This is a genomic window from Acidiphilium sp., assembly GCF_049977125.1.
Classification (GTDB): domain Bacteria; phylum Pseudomonadota; class Alphaproteobacteria; order Acetobacterales; family Acetobacteraceae; genus Acidiphilium.
The window spans coordinates 1-23,382 of sequence record NZ_JBMFGY010000050.1 but is presented as its reverse complement, the minus strand read 5'-3'; the positions used below and the strand labels follow the sequence as shown (position 1 = coordinate 23,382).

The window sequence follows — 23,382 nt, the reverse complement described above, 5'->3', positions numbered from 1 at the left end:
ATTTCATGCGTTTATGTTGCCGCTGCCGCGGCAACTTAATCGCATATCGCTCTAGTTTTATGTTTTTTCGAGCGATTTCATGCGTTTATGTTGCCGCTGCCGCGGCAACTTAATCGCATATCGCTCTAGGAACCGGGGATGCATCTGAGAACGACCATGCCCCGGTGGTGCGGGACCGCGCTCATGGTGCAGGCAATGGTATGGGTGCCGGCCATGCTCGGGTGCTGCATCATGTCGGTATGTATCGCCATCATCGCGGGGGCGGAGATCGCCATTTCCAGTTCAAAGGGCTGCGACGACACGATCGGTCCGGGCGAATAGATATGGGTGCCGACCATGGTGGAGAATGCGGCACCGCCTTCGGCGCCGCCGCCGGGACTGGCAAGGGCGACGCCTGGCGCCACGATCGCGGCACATATCGCGGCTGTCATGATTGCGCGTAATTTCATGGTCATGAGATCCTCCTGGTTTTCGAAGATGAAGTATTGATTACATCTGTATTGTCGTCTGGTTGTTCACCCGACGACTAAAGGATGGAACCAATGATCCCCTGGGTCCAGGTATCGTTTCGATGACCGGCAGACATCGATGGGGAGGAATACCAATGTTCCCTGAACATTGATTCCGCTCGATTGCCGGCGCGGCGCGGGTCAGTGAGACCCGTCGTTGTTCGCGTGACCGTGGTGGCCTTCCTCGAGTTGCTTGCGGATGGCGAGCAGCTCGTCATGGCGTTTCGGGGTGGTTTTCGGATAGCTCATATGGAGGGATTCCATCGTCTCGAGGATGGTTTGCGAGACGATCAAACGGGCGTTGCGCTTGTTGTCGGCCGGGACGATGTACCAGGGCGCGGCTTCGGTGCTGGTGGCGGCGAGACAGGCTTCGTAGGCGGTCATGTAGTGATCCCAGAACTTGCGCTCCTCGATATCGGCGGTGCTGAATTTCCAGTTCTTGGCGGGATCGTCGATCCGGTCGATGAAGCGTTTGCGCTGCTCCTCCTTTGACAGATGCAGGAAGAACTTGATGATGATCGTGCCGTTGAGGGTGAGGTGGCGTTCGAGATCGGTGATTGAACGGTAGCGATCGTGCCAGAGCGTGGTGGCATCGTGCGGGGGTTTGGGCAGGGCCTCGCTGACCAGGATTTCGGGATGTACCCGCGCGATCAGCACTTCCTCGTAATAGGATCGGTTGAAAATGCCGATGCGGCCGCGCTCGGGCAGATTGCGGGTGGTGCGCCAGAGGAAATCATGCTGAAGCTCGGTGGAGCTTGGATGTTTGAAGCTGAACACCTGGCAGCCCTGCGGGTTGACCCCTGACATGACATGCTTGATGGCGCCGTCTTTTCCCGCTGCGTCCATCGCCTGGAAAATCAGCAGAATGGCGTGGCTGTTGGCGGCGTAGAGCAGTTGCTGCAGCGCGCTGAGGCGGGCGACGTGATCGTCGAGCAGTTTGTGGTACTGTTTTTTCGAGTCAAACAGCGGGTCGACCAGGGTGGGGTGTTTATGGAGATTGACGGTCGCGCCCGGTTTGACGCGGAAATCGTTCAAATCGATTGGCATGGCCGGTATCCTGCTCGGAACGGTGATGGGCGGGCGGGTCGCGTCACTGTTTCGGCGTGGCGACGCTGGCCGGGGTCGCGGGCGCCGGATGGTGCGGCGCCGGTTGCTCCAGATGTTTGATCGGGTTGCCGACCAGATAGCCCAGGCTCAGGAGCAGGATCATCAGCACCGAGACGAACAGGAGAAGGTTCTTGCCTTTCAGGCTGCGCCAATAAGGGATGGGAACCCCCGCGATCGTCGGCGGCATCGCGGCCGCACCGAGGGAGGGCAGGGAAACGACGGTGTTGCGCGGCAACAGGCCGATCAGCCGCGCGGCGGTTTTGGCGGCTTCGCCGGCATCGCGCGGGGTTTTCGACAGAGGGGCGATGAAGCCGGCCAGGCGTTGCGTCGCGGCGGCGCCGGGCAGCCGCGCCAGGGTCGCGGCCTCCTGCCAGGGGTCGATATTCTGCCGCGCCAGGGCGGACAGCACGCTGACGCCAAGGCCACTGGGATCCTCGCCGACCGAGGAAAACAGGAAATCGTTGTATTCGTTGCCCAGTTGAGCGAGGGATGGAGCCGTTGTCATGTTGTTTGCCGATCAATATCGAGGAGAGGAGATGGTGATGAGGTTTCACCGATACGAGGCCCGACCACGATGATGGCGCGACGCTACACGATGGCGTGCGGCGTGACATTGATCGAGATCAAGGCGATAGGGCGAGGGCTCGCCTTATGGTTTCAACAATATTGAGGAGGATGCCATGAATATCCGCATGATCATGACGGTCGATCCGGTTACGGTACGGCCGGAGGCCAGCCTGGGTGATGCCGGGAAATTGATGCTCGAGCAGAATCTGTCGGCGCTGCCGGTGACCGATCCGGCGGGGGTGTTGCTCGGCATCATCACCGATGGTGACCTGTTGCGCCGGCCCGAACTCGATACCGCGCCGGAGGTCAGCTGGTGGCGCGGATTTCTGGCGCCTGAAGCATCGGCCAGCCAGTTCATCAAGACCCGCGGGCGGCATGTCAGTGAGGTGATGACGGAGAAATTGCTGAGCATCGCGGCCGATTCACCTCTGGTCGACGCCGTCGAATTAATGGCTTCGCACCGGATCAAACAGCTGCCGGTGGTGAACGGGACCGTGCTGATCGGTTTGTTGACCCGGCGCAACCTTCTGACGGCGCTGGTTGAGAAATTGCAGAAGGTCGATGAGACCAATGTGACGGATGAGGCGGTCGTGTCGATGATCGAGGCCGCGATCGCGCAGTCGCACTGGGCACCGAAGGACGCGGTGCGGGTCGCGTCGAAGGCGGGGGTCGTGACCCTGTCCGGGCCGGTGTTCAGCGATGCCGAGCGGCAGGCGTTGATTGTGATCGCGGAAAACACCGTCGGGGTGAAATCGGTTGTCGATGAGATGATCTTTGTCGATTCGACCAGCGGCGTCGCATTCGGTTCGTTCTGAGCCGTGGCGTACCGCGCGTTTCGTGATAGGGACGCGGATGGTCCGGGCGGTGATCGGTGAGCGGGGACGAGGCGGCGTTGGAGCCGGGGACGCGCCGGTTGCGCGCTGGTGCCGGGCATGAATGACGCGCGGCTGCGGGGGGATGCGGATCAGGCGGTGGCGGTGATGCCGGTGTATCGGGCGCGGTTGCCGGTGGCCGAGGCGATCATGCCCTATTTGCGCGAGATCGACACCCATCAGCACTATGCCAATCGTGGGCCGCTGGTGGATCGGCTGGAGCTCCGGTTGCAGGCGATGATCGCTTGTCCCGGCTGCGCGGTGCTGACCGCGGCCTCCGGCACGGCGGCGTTGCAGGCCGCGATTCTGGCGCAGACCGGGCGCGCGACGCCGGAGCGGCCCTATGCGCTGATGCCGGGTTATACGTTCGTGGCGACCGCGATGGCGGCGGAGGCCTGCGGTTATCGGCCGGTGTTCGTCGATATCGATGCGGCGACCTGGGCCGCCGCGCCGGCGGCATTTGCCGCCCATCCGGCGCTGGCGCGGGCCGGGGTGGTGCTGGCGGTCGCCCCTTATGGCCGGGGGCACGACCAGTCGGCCTGGGCGGCGTTCGCGCGGGCGCATGGCGTCGCCGTGGTGATTGATGCCGCGGCGTCCTTCGAGGCGCTGGTGGATGATCCGGCGGGATCGACCGGCGAGGTTCCGGTCGTGCTGAGTTTTCATGCGACCAAATCCTTTGCGACCGGCGAGGGCGGGGCGGTGATCTGGTCGGACATCGCGGGGCTGCAACGCTGCGCGCAGGCGCTGAATTTCGGGTTTCTGTTCAGCCGTTCGAGCCGATCCGCCGGCTTCAACGGCAAGATGAGCGAGTATCACGCGGCGGTCGGGCTGGCGGGGCTGGATGGCTGGGCGGCGCGGGCGGCCGGGTATCGCCGGGTCAATACGCTGTATCGGGCCGCGGCGGTCGATCACGGCGTGGCCGATATTGTTGTGGTGGGGCCGGTGATCGCCTCGAATTACGCGATGGCGCTGGCGTCGAGCGTTGCCGAGGCGGCGGCGATGGTCGCGGCGTTGCGCGATGCGGCGATCGAGCACCGGTTCTGGTATGGGCGCGGGGTTCATCGTGAGCCGTATTTCGCGGGGGGCGCGGTGGCGGCGCTGCCGGAAACCGAATCGGTCGCCGCGCGGCTGATCGGGATTCCGATCTATCCGGAGATCGAGCCGGCTTCGGTGACGCGGGTCGTGCGCTGCCTTGCGTCGGTGCGGGCATGACCGGGGAGATCGTTCTCTATGGATCGACCGGCCATGCGCTGTCGGTGCGCGAACAGATCGAGCGGGTGTTTGCACCGCGTGGGCATCGGATTGTGGCGTATATCGACGATTTCGCCGCCGCGGGACAATGCGTCGGCGATGTGCCGGTGATCGGGTTCGAGCGCTGGCGGGACGCGTTTCGCGATGTGCCGGTGATCGTGACGATCGGTGATCCGCGCGCGCGGCGGGATCTGGTCGACCGAATCGCGGCGGCGGGGGGAAAATTCGGGTCGATGTGTGGCGACTGGCCCTCGATCGCGGCGGATTTCACCTATGGCGAGGGCAGTTTCACCGGCGGGCCGAACTATATCGGGCCGAATGTGTCGATCGGGCGGCATGTCCAGATCCAGCCGATGACCACGCTGGCGCATGATGCGACGGTGGGGGATTTCACCACGATCTGCACGTCGAACATCGCGGGTTGGGTGTTGATCGAGGCGGAGGTGTTCATCGGCGTGGGGGCGGCGATCGTGAACGGCACGCGGGCGCGCCCGATCCGGATCGGGCGGGGGGCGGTGGTGTATGCGGGCGCGGTCGTGACGAAATCGGTGCCGGCGGGCATGAGGGTGGCGGGGAATCCGGCCCGCGACATCAGCCTCGCGGCGCGGCGCCGGCGGCGGGCGCGGGATGGGGATTCGTGAAGGTCTTTATTCTGTCGCGCAACCGGCCGATCTATCTCTGGGCCTGTCTCGACAGCCTGTATCGGCTGACCCGGACGCCGTGCCAATTCATCCTGATCGATTCGGCCTCCGACGACCATCTGGTTCGTCCGGTGATCGAGGGGTTCGAGCGGCGGGGCATGCTGCAGGAGGTGGTGTGGCTCCGGCGCAACGAGGCGGCGCTGGTGCGCGAGGCGATCATCGCGCGGCTGGACGCGGCGGATGACTGTTTCGCCTTCATCGAATCCGACGTGGTGCTGCTGGCGGGATCTTATGCGTGCTGGCTCGCGCGCATGGCGGCGCTGCTGGCGGCCGATCCGGCGCTGGCGCTGCTGGGTTCGCTGGTCGATGCCGATGATTTCGTGCCGCTGGAGCGCGCGCGCGCGGCGGCGCCGCATCTGACCGAGCTGGAAATCCGCGACATCACGCATCACCACGATCCCGAACGCCAGCGCCACCGCCCGGCGCAGGCCGATCAGCTTGTGTTCTCGCCGCATAATCCGGCGGGGCGGTTATTGTTGGTGCGGACCGCCGCGATCCAGGCTGCCGGTGCTGCGAGCGATGCCGATCTGCATGAGCGTTTGCTCGAACTCGGCTTCAGCACCGCCATCAGCACCGAGGTGCGGCATCGGCATTTGTCGCTGCTGAATATATTCGACTATCCGGCTTACGACATGCAGAGCCGGAACGCCTATATGTATAGCCAGACCTACAAGGCGCAGGCCGAACAGGCGATTCTCGCCTCGGCGGAGCGCGCGGGTCAGATCACCACCGATCCGGATTTGCATATCGAGGCGGATGGCGTCCGGATCGATGCGCTGCGCGAGGGCGGGCGCTACCGTTTTGTGGTGCCCGACGCCGCGCGTTTGACCCTGGTGTCCCGCCGCGGGTTCGCGCTGCAATCGCTCGATCGCCGGCCGCTCGGCGTTTCGCTCGCCAGCCTGGTGCTCGATGGGCGCGATATGTTGATGGCGCCGTCGCTGGTGCGCGGCTGGCACCCCGGCGAGGCGGCCTGGCGCTGGACCGCGGGACGGGCTGAATTGCCGCGGAGCACGATTGTTGAACTGACCGTGGCGGGGAGCGTGACTTATTTTCTGGGCGAAGACTCTTGATGATGGACAATCAAAGGTTGAAACAATGGTGATTGTTTCATCATCGCGGTATTTTGGGCGGGGATCTCTCATTTCATTACTGTGAAAACCGGCATCCCTATAAATGTCAGGTTGACTTTTGCGTATCTGACCCGCATAATTAACTTAAGGTTAACTGAAGTTGATGTGGAAAAGAAGAATTTTCCATAAAAATTATAAGGAGTCTTCAAACATGGGTTCGATCCGAATTATGACGGCGATTGCCGGTGTCGCGGCGCTCTGCCTCGGCGCTTCCGCTCCCGCCATGGCGAGCCCGTTGGTCGCAACCATCAGCCTGACCAATGGTGAATTCGCCGTCAACACGACCGGCACCACGGTCGCCGGGTTGTCCGGCACGTTCGATAGCGTGGCTTCCGGCGATTTCAGCTTCTCCAACAGCTTCACGTCATCGACGACGCCCTATGATCTGACCCTTGGGGGTTCGGTGACCGTGAACGGCGCGACGGTGCTCAGCGGCACTTCGCCGGTGTTCGACAGCAGCGTTGGTAATCTGACCGCCGCGATCGACACGCTCTCGATCGCCGGCACCACGGCGTATGATCCGGTGCTGGTCGGCGTGATCGATTATATTCTGTTGAGTGGCCAAAATCCGGGCACCGTGTCCTATCAGGGCTATAGCCTCACCTATGGCTACAGCGGCACTGACAGCGGCACATTCGCTCTGGGATCGAATTCGCCGTTCTTCCCTGGCGTGAGCGCAACCACCGGCAGTTTCACGGCCACGGCGTCACTGACCGAAGTGCCTGAGCCGGGCTCGCTTCTGCTTCTCGCCTCGGGTCTGCTCGGCCTCGCGGTGGTCCGCCGCCGCCGCTGGCTCTGACCGCGCGGCTGAACGAAGCATCCGGCTGAACGGTTGGGGGGCCGAGGGCAGGAATGTCCCGGCCCCTTTGGCGTTGGCGAGGCACGTGGAACCGGCGGGTCCGGGATCGCGAGGGATCGATCTGCTTGGGTTGGTGAAGAATAGATGGAGTTGAGTCTGTGAACGGTCGAAGAATGTCGTTCTCTTGACCTGAATCAAGGCCTGGTTTCGAATCGGCTGCTACAATTACCGTGCTGTGTTCAGGAGGAAGACATGAATATCAACGACATCATGACGATTGGCCCGGTGACCGTCGGGCCTGGCACAACCATCGTCGATGCGGCGCGGATCATGCTCGATCGGAATCTGTCGGCGCTGCCGGTGGTCGATGGTGACGGCGTCCTGCTGGGTATCGTGACCGATGGCGATCTGTTGCGCCGTCCGGAACTTGAGACCGCGCCGGAAATCGGCTGGTGGCGGGGATTTTTGGCGCCGGAGACCTCGGCGCGCGATTTCATCAAGACCCGGGGCCGCCATGTGCGCGAGGTGATGACCGAGCATGTGCAAACTGTCACGTCCGACACGAGTTTGAACGACGCCGTCGCCTTGATGCAGGCGCGCCACATCAAGCAGGTGCCGGTGGTGAAGGGCGGCGTTCTGATCGGCATGCTCAGCCGGCGGAACATGCTCGCGGCATTGATCAACAAGCTTCTCGTGGTCGATGACGCCGTGGTGCCGGATGATACCAGCGCGGCGATGATCCGCAACGCGATCGCGCAATCGAAATGGGCACCGCGCGGGGCGGTTTCGGTCGTTGTCAACGAGGGTGTCGCGACGCTGGCCGGGTCGGTGTTCAGCGATGCCGAGCGGCGGGCGTTGCTGGTGATCGCGGAAAACACCAAAGGCGTGAAATCGGTGGTCGATCAGATGCTGCTGGTCGATTCGGTCAGCGGTCTGGCCTATGGCACGTTCTGAGCGGCGGTGGGATGACCGGCTTGGGTCGCGGTTCGATTTGATCGAGATCAATGCCGGCGTGGTGGCGGCGGGTTAGTCAATCGTCATGGAACGTTCAGCGCTTCTCGCCCGTCACGATCGCCGCCTGCCGCGTTACACCAGCTACCCGACCGCGCCGCATTTCGGCGGCGATGTCGGCAATGGGGCGGTGCGGCGATGGCTCGGTGCCATTGCGCCGGGGACGCGGCTGTCACTTTACGTGCATGTGCCGTTCTGTGAACAGATGTGCTGGTTCTGCGGGTGCAACACCAGCGTGGTTCATAGCGTGGGCGCGCTCGAACGCTATGCGGCGGCGGTGCAATGCGAGATCGAGCGGGTTGCTGACGCAATTGGGCAACGGCTTTCGGTGGCGCATGTTCATTGGGGCGGCGGCACGCCAACGTCGCTGCCGCCTGCGTTGATGCGTGCGATCGATCGAACGATGCGCCGCTGTTTCGCGTTTGACGGCGAGACCGAGGTTGCCATCGAGATCGATCCGCGCACGCTGCCGGAGACGGCGGTTGCTGATTTCGCGGCACTCGGCATCGGGCGGGCGAGTTTGGGGGTGCAGGATTTCGCGCCCGCCGTGCAGGATGCGATCGGCCGCCATCAGACGCTGGAACAGACCCGTGCTGCCGCCGACGCGGCGCGGCAGGCGGGTGCGACATCGATCAATCTCGATCTTGTCTATGGGTTGCCGCACCAGACCATCGCCTCGCTCGAAGCGACCATCGCGGCGGTGTTGACCCTCGATCCGGACCGGATCGCGCTCTTTGGCTATGCGCACGTGCCGTGGATGCAGAAGCGCCAGCAGGTACTCGCCGAGCGCGCCCTGCCCGATACGGCGGAACGCTTCGCGCAGCAGGATCGCGCCGCCACGCTTCTGGTCGCCGCCGGGTATCGGCGGATCGGTCTCGATCATTTCGCCAAGCCGCGGGACCGCATGGCCGAGGCGGCGCGGACCGGCCGGCTCGCGCGTAATTTCCAGGGCTATACCGTCGATGAAGGCGATGTTCTGCTCGGCTTCGGCGCGTCCTCGATCGGCGCGCTGCCCCAGGGCTACGTCCAGAATCTGACGCGGACCGCCGATTATCTGGCCGCGATCGAGGCTGGGGATCTTGCGGTCGCGCGGGGCTTTGCCCTCGATGCCGAGGATCGCTTGCGCCGGCAGATCATCGAGCGGATCATGTGCGATTGTACGGTTGATGTCGCTGGTCTTGCGGCGGCGGCGGGGCTTGATGTCGCGCGGTTCGACGCCGCGTTGCCGCAGCTCGATCGCCTGGCCGCGGATGGCCTGCTGGTGCGGGAGGGATGGGTGATTACCCTGCCCGAGACCGCACGGCCTTTTCTCCGCCATGCGGCGGCTTGTTTCGACGCGTATCTTGACGCCAGCGCCGCGCCCGGCGTGGCACGGCACGCGGCGGCGATCTGATCGGGCGGCATCGAACGGCACTGACGGAGACGGATCGGCATGGCTGACGCGGTACTGGTGCTGAATGCCGGTTCATCGAGCATCAAATTCGCCTTGATCGAAAAATCCGGCGCGCGCGTCGCCTATGGCGAGATCGAGCGGATTGGCGAAGCGCCGCATTTCCAGGGCTTCGATCATGACGGGGCGGTGCTAGTGGACCGGCACTGGGCTGATGGCGCCGCGCTGTCGCATGAGGATCTGCTGGGGCCGCTGCTCGATTGGGCCGAGACGCATCTCGGCGCCGACCGGCTGATCGGGGTCGGGCATCGGATCGTGCATGGCGGCACCGATTTTTCCGCGCCGGTGCGGCTCGATCCCACGATCATGGCTGCGCTCGACCGTCTGACACCGCTGGCACCGCTGCATCAGCCGCATAATCTGGCGGCGATACGGGCTGTGACGGCGCTGCGCCCCGATCTGCCGCAGATTGGTTGTTTCGATACCGGGTTTCACCACGCGATGCCCGAGGTTGCGACCCGCCTGCCGCTGCCGGCGCGTTACCATGCGGCGGGCGTGCGGCGCTACGGGTTTCATGGTCTTTCCTATGAATTCATCGCGGCGCGGTTTGCAGCCCTTGATCCAGCGGCGGCGGCGGGGCGGGTGATTGCCGCCCATATCGGCAATGGCGCCAGTGCCTGCGCGATGCTGGGGGGCCGATCGATCGACACCAGCATGGGATTTACCGCACTCGATGGATTGATGATGGGCACGCGCACCGGCGCGCTTGATCCGGGTGTTGTGTTGTACATGATCGAGCAGGAAAGGCGATCGGCGGCCGAGATCAGCCACATCCTCTATAGTGAGTCCGGGTTGCTCGGCGTTTCGGGCCTCGATGCGGATATGCGGAATCTGCTGGCGAGCACGAGTTCTGACGCTGTTCTGGCGGTCGATCTGTTCTGCTACCGCGCCGCGCGAGAAATTGCGGGCCTCACCGTGGCGCTCGGCGGGGTCGATGCGCTGATTTTCACGGCCGGTATTGGTGAGCACGCCGCCCCGGTGCGCCGCATGATTTGCGATAAACTCGCCCATTTCGGGATCGGGCTGGACGATGCGGCGAACCAGCGCCACGGCCCGATCATCAGTTCGCGCGCATCACGCGTTGCCGTCTGGGTGATCCCGACCGATGAAGAGGCGATGATCGCCCGCCATACGGTCGAAATGTTGCGGGGCGAACCGGCCTGAAGACGATCGTGTGGCGCCGTTGCCGCGCATTCGGCCGGACCCGTTCACGCTGACGACCCTTTACGAACCCCTCCGCCCTCTCTAGAAGCGAGCGTGCATACGCCGTGTACCCCGGCGGAGGGGTGGCCGAGTGGCCGAAGGCGGCGGTTTGCTAAACCGTTAGACGGGTTAAACCGTCTCGTGGGTTCGAATCCCATCCCCTCCGCCACCCTCTTGATTGATTGGGATAAGAGCGGGGCACGATCGTTGCCGCAGCGCATTGACCGAAACGGGGTGACGCGCGTCGTCGACGGTGGGAAATGGCATCAAGATGCGGAGTGCCGTTTGCCGAGCTGGCGAAAACTTTGGTTCAGGCGACTGGGCCTGGCCGCGGGCGGTGGCTTGTTATGGGGATCGGCATTGAGTCATGGACCGGTTTTATGAATTTGTCGCGCGGCTCTGGTGATCCATGATGGCGGCGAGACCCTCCCGATAGGTCGGATAGCGCCAGGCGAGGTTGAGTTGGGTTTTGGTTTGCCGATTGAGCACGACGCGATTTTCACTCCAGAACGAGAGCGCCATGGGTGACATGCTGCGTTTGGCATCGTCGAACGGGATCAGCGGCGGCGGCGCGATGCCGAGTAATGTTGCGGCGTAGGCGATCACGACGGCGCTGGCGGCGGGTTCGTCGTCGCTGAAGTTCAGGATGCGAACGCCGCTCGTCGCCGTGGCGATGGCGGCGAGTGTGCCGTGGGCGATATCCTCGACGTGAATACGGCTGAATTTGTGATCGGGTTTATCGATCCGGCGGGCAACTCCGGCGCTCAGATCATCGAACACCGAGCGAGCCGGCCCGTAGATGCCGGCAAGGCGCAAGATGTCGACGGCGCGATGGCGGGCCTGTTCGCACCAGGCCCGTTCAGCCGTCACGCGGCGTTTCGTGCGATCGGTGCCGGGATTGGGTGGGGTCGATTCATCGACCGCGCCGCCCGCGTGATCACCATAGACGCCGGTGGTCGAGCAATAGCCGATCCAGCGCAGATTCTGAGCGGCTTGCAGCGCGGCATGGTGGCGGATCAGCACCGGGTCGCCCGCCTCGGTGGGTGAGGCGGTGATCACCAGATGGGTTGCGGCGGCAATCGCATCGCCCGCGTCATCGAAAGGGATGAGCGTGATCCCGTCCGGTGCCTGTTTGCCCGCCGGATTTCGGGCCGTGGCGGTGACGTTCATGCCCGCGTCGCGCGCGGCGGCGGCGATGGCGGCGCCAGAGTAGCCGAGTCCGGCGATGACGAGATGTCCGGTCATCATAGTTCCCGCTGGGCATGGTCGGCGGCGATGCGTTCCAACCGGTCGCCATGGCGATGAAACAGTAACGCGCCGACGAGCAAGGCGATGATCAGCACGACCGCGATGACGACGCCGACCGGACCCGCGATATGGGCCATCTGTTTGCCAAAGATATAGGCGGCACCGCCGTAAATCAGCGCCCAGATCAGGCTCGCAGCGGCTTGAAACAACAGAAAGCGCCGCCAATCCATCATGGTGATACCGGCAAGCAGCGCGGCGAGGGCGCGCAATACGGCAAAGAAACGACCGAACACGACGATTTTGCCGCCGTGGTTGGCAAATAACCAGCGCCCGGCGAGAAGGCGGCGTTCGGTAAGGCCGATGCGCGACCCATGACGCAAAATGGCGGGGTAGCCGGCTTGGCGTCCAATCCAGTAACCCGCGATGCCGCCGAGCGTGGCGCCGAGAGCAGCGCTTGCGATCAGCACGGCAATATCGATCCGGTGGGTGGTTCCGGCGTAGATCGCAGCGGAGACCAACGCGGTTTCACCGGGCAGCGGCAGGCCGAGGCTCTCGAGCATGACCAGGATCGCAACGGCGATGCTACCGTAGGCGGCAATCCAGGGTTCCAGCGCGTGATGAATGAAATGGACCATCGTTTCCTTGATTGAGCGTGTGTTTTTGCCGGCGCGGCGCGGTTGTCGTGGTTTCCTGACTTCACATGTAACGCAAAATCTCCGATAACCATGGCATGAGTGAGCCGGAAACTGAAATCGATACGCTTGACCGCCTTGAAGCGGCTCTTGGACGCATTGCTGAACACGTGAACCGGCCGGCGGGACGATCGTCGCCCGACGCGACCCGCCAATCCGTGGTCATCGCACTGGATCGAATGATCGTGCAGTTGCGCGAGGCGCTCGCGGCAATCGGCCCCACGGAGAGCAAGTGACATGGCCCAAATCACCATTCGGATCAACGGCTATTCATATGCGGTCAGTTGCGAGGACGGGCAGGAACCGCATCTCGTGGAGATGGCGTCCGAGATCGATCGGCGGATCACCAGTATCAAATCGATCGGCGGCCAATCCGGCGAATCCCGGCTGCTCGTTCTGGCGGCGCTGCTGCTGGCCGACGAATTGCACGACACGAAATCGGCGCTCGAGAAGGCGACATCCGGCAAATCCGCCAAACTGGCCTCACCTGAGCATAATGCACGGCTGCGACGTATCGCGGCGCGCGCGGAAGAGATTGCAGCGGACCTCGCAGAGTCCTAAATGATCAGGGCGAGGCTGCCCGGTGCGTCAGGCACGTTCATCCCCGGGGCCAATAAGTACTCCCAGGGAGCTGGCTCTGTCAGAACCGTGGTTCTGGTATTTCCGGCGCCCACCTGCTCTGCAGGCCTTGGGAGGATGACATCGCCAACGGCCAGGGTGGCTTCGCACTCCCGTTTTGCTTCGCGCTCCCGTTCTAAAGTGTGGTGGGCTGTCTTTTCCCGTGGATCGTGACTCGGTGACGATGCTGAAGGCCCAGGCGCGGGCGGCGGCCCTGGCGCGACGCGCGGCAATTGACGGCGCCCCGCAGGCATCGTTCGGCGAGAGGCTCGCGGCGGCGGTGCTTGCTTGCTGCGTCCCGCCACGAGGCGCGGTGGTCTCGGGGTTTTGGCCGATTGCCGATGAGATCGATGTGCGCCCGCTGATGAACGCACTCGCCGCGCGCGGGCACACGCTGTGTCTGCCGCAGACGCCGCGGCGCGGTCTGCCCTTGGTATTCCGGCGTTGGCGACCCGGCGATACGCTGGTGGCGGGCCGGTTCGGCACGTCACATCCGCATGGCGATATCACCACACCGGATTTTCTCCTGGTGCCGCTGTTGGCGTTCGACCGGGCCGGCAATCGCCTCGGCTACGGCGCGGGATATTACGATCGGACCCTTGCCGGTTTGCCGGCGGCATACCGGTTGGGATGCGCCTACGCGGTGCAGGAACTGGCGCAGGTGCCGGTGAGCGCGACTGATCAGCGGCTGGATGCGGTGGCGACGGAACACGAAGTGATCGAAATGGACAAGCGATTGGCATGAACGCGCTGATGGGCATAACCCAGATACCCCGATCGAAAATCGGAGACGTCGGGCGTCTCGCCTTCGGGGATCCGTCGGTTGAGAATCTCGCGTTCGGCGAGTCGGATTTCGCGCCACCCGCGGCGGCGACCGCGGCATTGATTCGCGCGGTCGCGGCAGGCGACACACGCTATGTCGATAGTCGTGGCAAGGCCGCGTTGCGGACGGCGCTGGCGGCGTATCTCAGTGATTTGCATCGTCAGCCGGTCGATGAAGGGCGCATCGTGGTGACGGCGTCTGGCATGGCGGCGATTTCGGTGGCGTTCGCCGCAATCGTGCGGGCGGGCGACCGCGTTGTTATTCATGAACCGGAATGGCCGAACCTGGCCGGCGCGGCGTTGGCGCGTGGTGCGGAGGTCACTCGCTTTGGATTGGATCAGGATGGCGCCGGCGGCTTCCGGCTCGATCTGGCCCGGTTGGCAAAGGTGCTTCCTGGTGCCCGGGTGTTCTGCTTGAACTCTCCGAACAATCCGACCGGCTGGATGGCGAGTGATGTCGAAATCAGGGCCTTGCTTGCGCTCTGCCGCCAACATGGCGTGTGGCTGCTCTCCGACGAGGTCTATTCGCGTCTGACCTTCGATGGCGCCGCGGCGGCACCATCGGTGCTGGACCACGCGCGCGACGATGATCGGGTGATTGTCGCTAACTCGGTTTCAAAAACCTGGGCGATGACCGGATTTCGTGTCGGCTGGCTGGTGGTCCCCGCTGGCCTGCGTGACGCCATTGGCGAACTGACCGAGGCGACCCATTCGACCGTTGCGCCGTTTTCGCAGGAAGCGGCGCTGGCGGCATTGGGGTGCGAGGATTTCGTGGTGGAATTCCGTGATTTTTGTTCGCGTGGACGGGCGATTGTCCTGGATGGGCTGGCCGGGTTGAACCGCGTTGAGCTACGGGCGCCGGCCGCGAGTTTTTACGCATTCGCACGAATCGATGGCGTTACCGACAGCCTGACGTTGGCGCGCCGCCTCGTGATCGAGCACAAGGTCGCGGTCGCCCCCGGAATCGCGTTCGGCGCGACCGGCGAGGGGTATTTGCGGCTGTGTTTTGCCCAGAGCCCGGAAAAATTGGTCCGTGCGATGGATCGGCTGCGTAACGGGCTGGCGATGCTAACCTGATCTCAATAATTTGGCGCTATAACGTGAATATGAAATTTTTATTCACCATTGCGGCGCTGGCCGTCCCGTTGATCGCGTGGGCGCAATCGCCGCTCCCCAATGCTGTGATGACACCGGGCGCGATCAACCCGTTGGTCAACGAACATACAATCGACGCCACCATTTGCGTCCGTGGTTGGACCAGGACGATACGCCCTCCGGTCAGCTATACCGAACCACTCAAGAAGGCGCAGATCCGGGCCTATGGCTATGCGGATCGGCGACCCTGGAAATATGAGGAAGACCATCTGATCCCGCTTGATCTCGGCGGTTCCCCCGATTCGCCGTTGAACTTATGGCCCGAGCCCCACCTTGGGCCGGGTGATTGGGGCGCCTATGCCAAGGATCGGCTTGAGGAGAAAATGGTGCGGCTTGTGTGCCGGCACGACCTGTCACTGGCACGCGCGCGCGCCATGATGGCCGGCAACTGGATCGCCGCATACCGAACCTATCTCGGGGCGGTACCCGATAACGCGCGGCCGCACCACTGGCACGAGGCTTACTATTCCGACCGCTGGTGAGAGCGATGTTCCAACACGCCCCAGGCCGCACCGGGGGGTGTCGGTCAGATATGCGGGCCCAGACTACCAATCACTCCCAGGCTACCAGTCACTATTATTATCGAGCGTATCGTCGTCGGCTTGGGTGGAACCGCTGTCGTCCCAACCGGCTTGATTGGACAAGCCGTCGTCGCGATCCGGCACGGGGGTGGGATCATCGGCGGGGCCGGCCTCGGTATCGCGCCCGCCGCGGGTGGCGCCGGTGAGGTCGTCGATGAGCCGCTCGCCAGCTGCAAACCCGGCGCCAGCGGCGAGTCCGGAAACGAGCGCACCGCCAATTCCTGACCCTGATGTTCCCATTGCGGTCGGTTGGGGTCCAGCACCGAAGGGTCCGAACGGTTGCGAACCACCGGCCGCCATCCCCGGGCTGCCGAAGCCGCCCTGGTTGGTCGGAAGCGATGGGATGCGCCGGGAGCGCGCGAATAGTCGCAGCAATAAGAACAAGCCGACCAATCCGCCGATCACGAGAACCACCGGACTGATGCGAGAGCCCGAGCCGACCGGCGGTTCTGTCAGATGGGCTTTGAGCGCGGCAACCCGATCGGACCGCGCAAATGGCAAACCGGGAGAAATATTTTCGGCTTTCGCCAAGGCACGGCGGGCGGCATCACGATGACCCTCGGCATCCTGCGCCTCGGCGACCAGGAACCAGGCCACGCCACTTTGCGGATGAGCCCGAATGACACTCTGCAATTCCGTCAGCGCGGCTTTTTCGTGGCCTTGCGCAATCATGCTCTGCAATTGTTGCGGCGTCGGGCCGATATCGGCGTGCGCCGGCATCTGAAACACCGCGATGGCGACACTGATCATAGCGACGCGGGGGATGATCGCGATACGGGGGAAATTCAATCTACTCACAGGCCTCTCCGATGGGGCGCGTCCGGTTCAATCAGACGATCACGCTTTCGTTATCGATATAGCAATCCGAGGGCGCGATCCCCAGACGCCGATCTCTGTTGTGCGAGCGTGTCAGGCCTGCAATTATCATGCCCCCGCGCCCGGCTGGCTTGGAATTTTTGTGGTTCGCGTCATGGCCCCGGCGACCGCGGCTTGATCTCCGGGAGCGGCGCGGGCAGGTAGGAACGATGATGATTTCCGACACGGCAGCGGCGCTCGTTTTGTTCTCCGGAGGGCAGGACAGTGCGACGTGCCTGGCCTATGCGCTGGATCGGTATGATCGGGTGGAGACGATCGGATTTTTCTACGGTCAGCGTCATGCCGTCGAGTTGGATTGCCGTGAGCCGTTGCGCGCCGCGATTGCACGGGAACGACCCTGGCGGGGGGAGCTTGGCGCGGATCATCTTCTCGATATCGCCGGGGCGCTGACTGCTCTGGGTGAGACGGCGATGACCAGTGCGATCCAGATCACCACGACCGAGGCCGGGCTGCCCAATACGTTCGTCCCGGGCCGGAATCTGCTCTTTCTGACCTATGCCGCTGCCCTGGCCTATCGGCGCGGGCTTGGCGTGCTGGTTGGCGGCATGTGCGAGACGGATTATTCCGGTTATCCCGATTGCCGGCGATCCACGATGGCGGCGATGCAAGCCGCTCTCGCGCTCGGTCTGGATCGGCCGATCACGATCGATACGCCGTTGATGGACCGGGATAAGGCCGCGACCTGGCGCCTGGCTGAAGCGCTGGGCGGGCGTGAGCTCGTGGAGATCGTGCGGGTTGCGAGCCATAGCTGCTACAAGGGCGAGCGGGATGTTTTGCACGATTGGGGTTATGGCTGCGGTGACTGTCCGGCTTGCGCGCTGCGGGCATCCGGGTGGTTTCGGTACGTCGCGCCCGGAAATATGGACGAATGATGACAAAATCGATCATGACGGGTAGCGTCACTGCTGTTTAGCGCCTCAGATCCGTGCTAAACAACCGCGACGGTAGCGAGGGGGTCCGACAATGCCGTTGCTGATGTCGGGACCCATGCCGTATCCACGAGGACCAAGCCCACGGCCGGCGCGGCTGATCGCGCCTGATTGCATGTTTAGGAAAAGTCGCAGCGCGATGAACAGGTTGCCGAAGCAATGAGAACGATCAACGCGATCCGGATGGGCGGCGTCGATGTGCTGCCCCTGGTCGAGGGTGGCAAGGGCGTGGCGATTTCCAACGGGCAGTCCGCCGGACAATGGGCGGCATCGGGCGGCGTCGGGACGTTCAGCGCGGTAAATGCCGACACGTATGATGCGGACGGCCGGCCGATACCGCAATTATATCATGGCGGTACGCGGCGCGCGCGGCATGAGGAGCTGGTGACCTACGCGATCGATGGGGGCATCGCCCAGGCGCGGCGTGCCTATGAGGAGTCGAACGGTCAGGGGCGTATCCACGCCAATATTCTCTGGGAAATGGGCGCCGCGGAACGTGTGGTGACCGGCATTCTCGAAGGCGCCAAGGGGCTGATCAATGGCATTACCTGCGGTGCCGGCATGCCCTACAAGCTCTCGGAGATCGCCGCGAAATTCAACGTGCATTACTATCCCATCGTCTCCTCGGCCCGCGCCTTCAACGCCTTGTGGCGGCGCGCCTACCATAAAGCGGCCGATCTGATGGGGGGGGTGGTCTATGAGGACCCCTGGCTCGCCGGCGGACACAACGGGTTGTCCAACTCGGAAGACCCGACCAAGCCGGAAAATCCCCTCCCCCGCGTGATCGCGCTGCGCCGGCAGATGCGCGAATTCGGGCTGGATGCGACACCGATCATCATGGCCGGCGGCGTTTGGTGGCTGGAGGAATGGGAGGATTGGCTCGACAATCCGGATGTCGGCCCGATCGCGTTCCAGTTTGGCACCCGCCCCCTGTTGACCCAGGAAAGCCCGATCAGCAATGTCTGGAAGCAAAAACTCCTCACACTCAAGGCTGGTGATATATTCCTCAATCGGTTTTCCCCGACGGGGTTCTATTCGAGTGCGGTGAACAATGATTTCATCCAGTCGTTGCGTGCCCGAAATGAGCGTCAGGTGGCCTACACGACCGAACCGGTTGGGGCCCATACCGCCCAATATGGTGTAGGCCCCCGCAAACGTCCGGTCTGGTTGACCGTGCCCGATCTGCGCCGGGTTGAGGGGTGGGAGCGCGAGGGCTATACCGAGGCGTTGCGCACGCCCGATTCGACCCTGGTGTTCGAAACGCCGGAAGCCTCCGAGGAGATCCGGCGCGATCAGGTCAATTGCATGGGCTGCCTGTCGCATTGCCGGTTTTCCAACTGGGCCCAGGAAGAGCCTGATTTCTCGACCGGCAAGAAAGCCGACCCGCGCAGCTTCTGTATTCAGAAAACCTTGCAGGACATTGCCCATGACGGCGAAAATCCCGAGTCGGTCAACCGCAATCTGATGTTCAGCGGGCATAACGGCTATCGTTTCGCGACCGACCCGTTCTACTCGAACGGTTTCATCCCGACGGTGAAGCAATTGTTCGAGCGCATCATGACGGGGCGCTGAGCGCGGATCGGCCGGCGAGAGCGGGTTGCGCCGCGGCGGTTGCCCGGCACCGATTCTGGGTGGCGTTGCGCATGGATCGGGCGCGGGACGGCAGGATGGGTTCGGGTCCTTCGTCGTCGCGGTGAGGTGGCCATGCCGCTGCCGCTGATCGCCCTGATCGTTGCGAGCTTCGCGATCGGCACCAGCGAGTTCGTCATTGTCGGTCTGCTCCCTGAACTGGCGCATGATTTTTCCGTCTCGATCCCACAGGCCGGTTACCTGGTGAGCGCGTATGCGCTCGGGGTGACGTTCGGTTCTCCTTTCGTGGCGGTGTTGGTTGGGCGATGGAACCGGCGGGTGGCGCTGATATCGCTGATGGGCGTGTTCGTCATCGGCAATGCGCTGTGCGCGGTGGCGCCGGGCTATTGGACGATGATGGCGGCGCGGGTGGTCACGGCGCTGTCCCACGGCGCGTTCTTTGGCATCGGTTCGGTGGTCGCGGCCGATCTGGTGCCGCGCGAGCGGCGGGCGCGGGCGGTGGCGCTGGTGTTTCTGGGTTTGACCATGGCAAATGTTCTGGGCGTGCCGGCGGGGACGATATTGGGCCAGGCGGCGGGCTGGCGGGCGACGTTTGGCGCCGTGGTGGTGATCGGGGTGGTGTCGATGGTCGCCATCGCGGTGCTCTTGCCCGGTGATCTGCGGGGCGGATCGGGGCGGATTTTGAATGAGGTGCGGATTCTGGGCCGCCCGCAAGTGCTGCTCGCGATGCTGATGGCGGTGCTGAGTTCGGCCAGCCTGTTCAGCGTTTTCACCTATATTGCGCCGCTGTTGGAAAATGTCGCGGGCGTGACCCCGCACGGCGTGAGTTTCGTGCTGCTTCTGTTCGGAAGTGGGTTGACGATTGGCGGTTTGCTGGGCGGCCGCCTCGCGGACCGGCATTCGGCGCGGACGATCATGGGTACCCTTGCGGCGATTGCTCTGGTGCTGGTGATGCTGTGGCTGGTGGCGTCCGATTCGGTGCTGGCGGTTGCGGTGATCGCGATCTGGGGTGTTGCGGTGTTCACGATGGTTTCGCCGTTGCAGACGCGGGTGATCGATCATGCGCGGGATGCGCCCAATCTGGCCTCAACGATCAATCAAGGGGCGTTCAACCTGGGCAATGCCGGCGGCGCCTGGCTGGGTGGCGCGGCGCTCGGCGTTGGGGTGAGTTATGCGCGTTTGCCCTTGATCGGGGCGGCGTTGGCGGTGCTGGGATTGGTGGTTGCGATCACGGCGTTCCGCCTGGAGCGGCATGAGCCTGTGCCCAAACGGTTTTAGAGCGTTATGCTTTCAGCTTAACGCTCTAACTCTGTATTTTTTCGAGCGATTTCATGCGATTATGTTGCCGCTACCGCGTCAACTTAATCGCATATCGCTCTAGGCAACCCTCCGATCAACAGGAGTGCCGCGACACCGATCCAGAAGCCGATCCAGGCGAAGCCGACAAAGGGGGGCGCGAAGTGGAAGACAATGCCATTCCGACCGGCGTGCAATCTGATCCGCTGGGCGATTTGGTGATCAACCCGGATCGGTACCGGCTGGTGGTTGATCGTTGCGTGCCAGCCCGGCATGAATAATTCGCGGCGGGTCAGCGTGGCGGGGCCGTCGCACAGCGCGACGACGCGGTTCAGACGGGCGTCATGCAGCGAACAGGCGCTGCCTGCCGTTGTATAGAAAGGATCGGCGCCATGGAGACGCCAGATATTCATCAGATGATCACTGTAAACATGCTGGAAATCGCGGGTATTGGCACCGGTGTCGAAAACGAGTTGGATGGTGCGCCCGGTGAGAACTTGTCCGGTTCCGGTTACCAGGGTCTGGCCTGCGTCTGGATGAGACCATAGCCAAATAGCGTCGGGGTGACTGCCGGAAGCGTGACTTACCGTGACGCTGAAACGCTCGCCAGGACGGATCGTGATCGGCGGAGCCAGATTGACACGGAAGGCACTATTGTCAGCCGAATGCGCCAAGTCAGCTGTTCCTGACGAGCACTGATGATTGGCGCACAGCTTGACTGCGAGGCGACCGGTGGCCGTATTGGCGTAATTGCCCTGGAAAATCCCGATCTCCGAAATGGGACCCAACCGTGACATGATCGCCGGCGCGACACGATCAAGCGTGAGCGACTGGCCTCGGTTAAGTTGGAATGGGACCCGTGTTGCCTCCTGATCCGGCATCGAGACCGTTGATGTCAGTTGGACGCCTGGACTTGCGATAACATAATGCACCCCGAGAAACTGATATGATGCAACATGTTGTTGAAGATCGTTAACAGCCGTCGTGATTTGCATCGGCGGGAAGGGCGCCCAAAATATGCCGCCATCCTGGCTCGCAACCGAAGGGAAAAGCGATTTTTCGACAAAATCGGTCCAGTTGAGGGCGACGGGTAGATAGTTGTGGTTGATGTTGGGAATAGCGAAATAGGCGCTATAGTTCGGCTGGATGGGGCCTAGAGAGTAAAAACGATCAAGCCCGGTGTGGACTTTAAGATAATTGATCGCGGCGTGATCTATCTTTCCGGGTTTCACGCCGGAAAATTGCGGCACGGCCAGCAGCACCATCGAATAAAGTACCAGAATGCCGCCAACACGCCATCGTCGTGCGCCCGCATCGGAAGTCAGCCACGCGATCGATGCCGCAAGCAACGCTATAAATTGAAATCCCGCCGCGCGCAGTAGCCATTTCGTCATGATCATCCGGTTGGCGTCCGACCAATGCCACGCCCGCGCCCACGGCCACGCCAGATCGATGGCGAAAGCCAAGATCACCGCCGTGCCGGCCAAGGCGATCAGATAGCGGTGAGACTGCCGGTTCGGGCTGTCCAGCGCGCGCGCGATCAGGATAATCACCGCAAGTTCCCAGGACGGTGAGGAATAGCGGAAGAATTCGGTGTCCTTCATGAACGGCAATAGATTCATCGCACTCATAATCGGCGGAAAACCGAAGGTCTTCCCCGCGCAAAGGACAAGCCATAGCACGAGCATGACGACGATAGGCCGATCCCGCTCGATCAGCGCGCCGATAATCGCGAACAGCAGGAAGACGGCGCCGATATAGCCGCCGGTACCGCCCGAAATTGTCAGCAGAAGGTTACTGCCCAGGCTGGTGCCAAGTGGGCCGTAAACATAGGGCATAACGACTGGCCCTAGCCCACGCAGATCGAGCGCGACGCCGCCGATCGTGTGGTTTTGAAAGACGTTTGTGAGCGCGGAGAAATCGACAAAGGCGACCAGGAGCGGGGCGGCCAGCATCAGGCCGATCACGCCGCCGACGCCAATGCGCAGAAGGAACCTCAGCCGGTTTGATGTGCCGAAGACACGAAAAACCGTCCACAATAGCGCCATCAAGCCATCGATATAAGCGGCTTCGGGAAAGCCGGCGAGGAGCGAGCCGCCGATCGCCAGCGCCACGACGATGATCGCGCGCCTTGCTTCGCCGGGGGCGCGCGCATATTCGATGCCGAGTAATAACAATGGCAGAAACGGCATGACGTTCAGGATTGTCTCACCCGGCACTGAGGCAAAGGTACCGTTGAATTCGAACAGCAACGCTCCAGCCAATGCGCTCACACGCCCAAGATCGAGCCGGCGCAGCAGCAGGAAGGTGGCAATTCCCGCAAAAACCTGAAGCGACAATTCCAACCAGACAATACCGCCCTGAAACCCGAGTAGCAGGACAAAGGGCAGGAACATTGCGGCGGGCTGCATCTCGCCAGCGAGCGGCAAACCAATGCCGGAATAGGGATTCCACCAAGGAATCCGCCCATGCAGCCAATCCTGGGCGGCGAGGTGGCCGAGCGCCTGATTGGTCCATCCAACATTGGGATCGTCGAACGGTGAACCCGCCAGAATTGGCGAACCAACGCCGACCACCGCGCCGGATTCGACCCAGATCGGGTTAGAACTGAGCCCGAATAGGATTGATGGCATGTGGCCAATCAGCGGCGCAATGATTAGGAGGAGGAGAACAAGCCATGGGCGGCGGTCGAGTAGCGTGGGGACAGGCTCCAGCTGAGGCGAATGCGGCAAGAGCGTCTCCGTGGCATACGGTGCCTATCAAGGGCGGGTGAGTGAAGGGTTAGTAATAGCGACCAAACAGGACCCGGTCTATCGGCGCCGGGATGCGGATGGCAAGTGTCGTGAAATCGGGCATGGTCGGGGTGATGAGGCGTTTCCTAAATATGCTCCGGCTCGATCGGTGGGGTTTGGCCGGCTTGTTTCTGCTGCTCGCAGTTTTTACGGGTATCCGCCTCGCGCTGCTGACGCCGATCG

The 23,382-nt window shown here is 63.0% G+C and carries 23 protein-coding genes, 1 tRNA gene and 1 other RNA gene; 18 read left to right on the top strand and 7 right to left on the bottom strand.

From position 1 onward, the window contains the following. Positions 1-125: 125 nt before the first annotated feature. The 3 genes from ACP5E6_RS09720 to ACP5E6_RS09710 all read right to left on the bottom strand — a co-directional run bounded on the left by ACP5E6_RS09720 (position 126) and on the right by ACP5E6_RS09710 (position 2,121). Positions 126-449: a hypothetical protein gene (locus ACP5E6_RS09720; RefSeq protein ID WP_427954032.1), complete on the bottom strand. Its 324-nt coding sequence runs from the start codon at positions 447-449 to the stop codon at positions 126-128. 201 nt (positions 450-650) lie between these two features. Then, positions 651-1,556: an ADP-polyphosphate phosphotransferase gene (locus tag ACP5E6_RS09715; RefSeq protein ID WP_427954031.1), complete on the bottom strand. Its 906-nt coding sequence runs from the start codon at positions 1,554-1,556 to the stop codon at positions 651-653. A 43-nt stretch (positions 1,557-1,599) separates the two neighbouring features. Next, entirely contained in the window at positions 1,600-2,121 is a 522-nt protein-coding gene (locus ACP5E6_RS09710; RefSeq protein WP_427954030.1) for a hypothetical protein, read from the bottom strand. 175 nt (positions 2,122-2,296) lie between these two features. On the opposite strand from ACP5E6_RS09710, the gene ACP5E6_RS09705 reads away from it, so the two are divergent. From ACP5E6_RS09705 to ACP5E6_RS09665, 9 genes are all read left to right on the top strand, one after another. Then, entirely contained in the window at positions 2,297-2,998 is a 702-nt protein-coding gene (locus ACP5E6_RS09705) for a CBS domain-containing protein (RefSeq protein WP_427954029.1), read from the top strand. 117 nt (positions 2,999-3,115) lie between these two features. Continuing rightward, complete coding sequence (locus tag ACP5E6_RS09700) at positions 3,116-4,267, top strand: DegT/DnrJ/EryC1/StrS family aminotransferase (RefSeq protein ID WP_427954028.1); 1,152 nt, start codon at positions 3,116-3,118, stop codon at positions 4,265-4,267. Further along, the gene (locus ACP5E6_RS09695) at positions 4,264-4,947 is read left to right on the top strand and encodes a hypothetical protein (RefSeq protein ID WP_427954027.1); all 684 of its coding nucleotides are present in this window, start codon (positions 4,264-4,266) and stop codon (positions 4,945-4,947) included. Before ACP5E6_RS09700 ends, ACP5E6_RS09695 begins: the two co-directional genes overlap by 4 nt. Next, a complete protein-coding gene (locus tag ACP5E6_RS09690; RefSeq protein ID WP_427954026.1) occupies positions 4,944-6,077 on the top strand; it encodes a glycosyltransferase family A protein in 1,134 nt (377 codons plus the stop codon). The genes ACP5E6_RS09695 and ACP5E6_RS09690 overlap by 4 nt, the downstream gene beginning before the upstream one ends. 211 nt (positions 6,078-6,288) lie before the next feature. Further along, positions 6,289-6,936, top strand: coding sequence for a PEP-CTERM sorting domain-containing protein (locus ACP5E6_RS09685; protein WP_427954025.1), 648 nt, complete (start codon positions 6,289-6,291; stop codon positions 6,934-6,936). 252 nt (positions 6,937-7,188) lie between these two features. After that, positions 7,189-7,890 (top strand): CBS domain-containing protein, encoded by a 702-nt coding sequence (locus tag ACP5E6_RS09680; RefSeq protein WP_427954024.1) that lies wholly within the window; start codon positions 7,189-7,191, stop codon positions 7,888-7,890. Positions 7,891-7,975: 85 nt separating this feature from the next. Further along, positions 7,976-9,340, top strand: coding sequence for an oxygen-independent coproporphyrinogen III oxidase (hemN, locus tag ACP5E6_RS09675; RefSeq protein ID WP_427954023.1), 1,365 nt, complete (start codon positions 7,976-7,978; stop codon positions 9,338-9,340). Positions 9,341-9,379: 39 nt separating this feature from the next. Next, on the top strand, positions 9,380-10,561 hold the full coding sequence (locus ACP5E6_RS09670) for an acetate/propionate family kinase (protein WP_427954022.1): 1,182 nt from the start codon (positions 9,380-9,382) through the stop codon (positions 10,559-10,561). A gap of 116 nt (positions 10,562-10,677) precedes the next feature. After that, positions 10,678-10,769: transfer RNA gene (locus ACP5E6_RS09665), tRNA-Ser, on the top strand. Positions 10,770-10,978: 209 nt separating this feature from the next. On the opposite strand, the gene ACP5E6_RS09660 is transcribed toward ACP5E6_RS09665, so the two are convergent. Further along, positions 10,979-11,845, bottom strand: coding sequence for an SDR family NAD(P)-dependent oxidoreductase (locus ACP5E6_RS09660; protein ID WP_427954021.1), 867 nt, complete (start codon positions 11,843-11,845; stop codon positions 10,979-10,981). Further along, complete coding sequence (locus ACP5E6_RS09655) at positions 11,845-12,483, bottom strand: DedA family protein (RefSeq protein WP_427954020.1); 639 nt, start codon at positions 12,481-12,483, stop codon at positions 11,845-11,847. Before ACP5E6_RS09655 ends, ACP5E6_RS09660 begins: the two co-directional genes overlap by 1 nt. A 95-nt stretch (positions 12,484-12,578) precedes the next feature. Between ACP5E6_RS09655 and ACP5E6_RS09650 the strand changes: the two genes are divergently transcribed. The 6 genes from ACP5E6_RS09650 (at position 12,579) to ACP5E6_RS09625 (ending at position 15,617) form a co-directional block, all read left to right on the top strand. Beyond that, positions 12,579-12,776 (top strand): hypothetical protein, encoded by a 198-nt coding sequence (locus ACP5E6_RS09650; protein ID WP_427954019.1) that lies wholly within the window; start codon positions 12,579-12,581, stop codon positions 12,774-12,776. A gap of 1 nt (position 12,777) precedes the next feature. Continuing rightward, positions 12,778-13,101 (top strand): cell division protein ZapA, encoded by a 324-nt coding sequence (locus tag ACP5E6_RS09645; protein WP_427954018.1) that lies wholly within the window; start codon positions 12,778-12,780, stop codon positions 13,099-13,101. A gap of 9 nt (positions 13,102-13,110) precedes the next feature. Then, positions 13,111-13,268: non-coding RNA, 6S RNA (gene ssrS / locus ACP5E6_RS09640), on the top strand. A gap of 74 nt (positions 13,269-13,342) precedes the next feature. Next, the gene (locus ACP5E6_RS09635) at positions 13,343-13,903 is read left to right on the top strand and encodes a 5-formyltetrahydrofolate cyclo-ligase (protein ID WP_427954033.1); all 561 of its coding nucleotides are present in this window, start codon (positions 13,343-13,345) and stop codon (positions 13,901-13,903) included. Continuing rightward, positions 13,900-15,057 (top strand): aminotransferase class I/II-fold pyridoxal phosphate-dependent enzyme, encoded by a 1,158-nt coding sequence (locus ACP5E6_RS09630; RefSeq protein ID WP_427954017.1) that lies wholly within the window; start codon positions 13,900-13,902, stop codon positions 15,055-15,057. The genes ACP5E6_RS09635 and ACP5E6_RS09630 overlap by 4 nt, the downstream gene beginning before the upstream one ends. Positions 15,058-15,086: 29 nt before the next feature. After that, the gene (locus tag ACP5E6_RS09625; RefSeq protein WP_427954016.1) at positions 15,087-15,617 is read left to right on the top strand and encodes a hypothetical protein; all 531 of its coding nucleotides are present in this window, start codon (positions 15,087-15,089) and stop codon (positions 15,615-15,617) included. A gap of 81 nt (positions 15,618-15,698) precedes the next feature. Here ACP5E6_RS09625 and ACP5E6_RS09620 read toward each other — a convergent pair whose 3' ends face one another. Next, positions 15,699-16,514, bottom strand: coding sequence for a tetratricopeptide repeat protein (locus ACP5E6_RS09620; protein ID WP_427954015.1), 816 nt, complete (start codon positions 16,512-16,514; stop codon positions 15,699-15,701). 230 nt (positions 16,515-16,744) lie between these two features. Between ACP5E6_RS09620 and queC the strand changes: the two genes are divergently transcribed. From queC to ACP5E6_RS09605, 3 genes are all read left to right on the top strand, one after another. Then, positions 16,745-17,464 carry a 7-cyano-7-deazaguanine synthase QueC gene (queC, locus tag ACP5E6_RS09615; RefSeq protein ID WP_427954014.1) on the top strand — a complete coding sequence of 240 codons (720 nt, stop codon included), beginning with the start codon at positions 16,745-16,747 and terminating at the stop codon, positions 17,462-17,464. Between the two features lie 216 nt (positions 17,465-17,680). Next, complete coding sequence (locus ACP5E6_RS09610; RefSeq protein WP_427954013.1) at positions 17,681-19,093, top strand: NAD(P)H-dependent flavin oxidoreductase; 1,413 nt, start codon at positions 17,681-17,683, stop codon at positions 19,091-19,093. Positions 19,094-19,225: 132 nt separating this feature from the next. Beyond that, on the top strand, positions 19,226-20,389 hold the full coding sequence (locus ACP5E6_RS09605; protein ID WP_427954012.1) for an MFS transporter: 1,164 nt from the start codon (positions 19,226-19,228) through the stop codon (positions 20,387-20,389). An 83-nt stretch (positions 20,390-20,472) separates the two neighbouring features. Here ACP5E6_RS09605 and ACP5E6_RS09600 read toward each other — a convergent pair whose 3' ends face one another. Next, entirely contained in the window at positions 20,473-23,040 is a 2,568-nt protein-coding gene (locus ACP5E6_RS09600; protein ID WP_427954011.1) for a hypothetical protein, read from the bottom strand. Positions 23,041-23,382 lie beyond the last annotated feature (342 nt).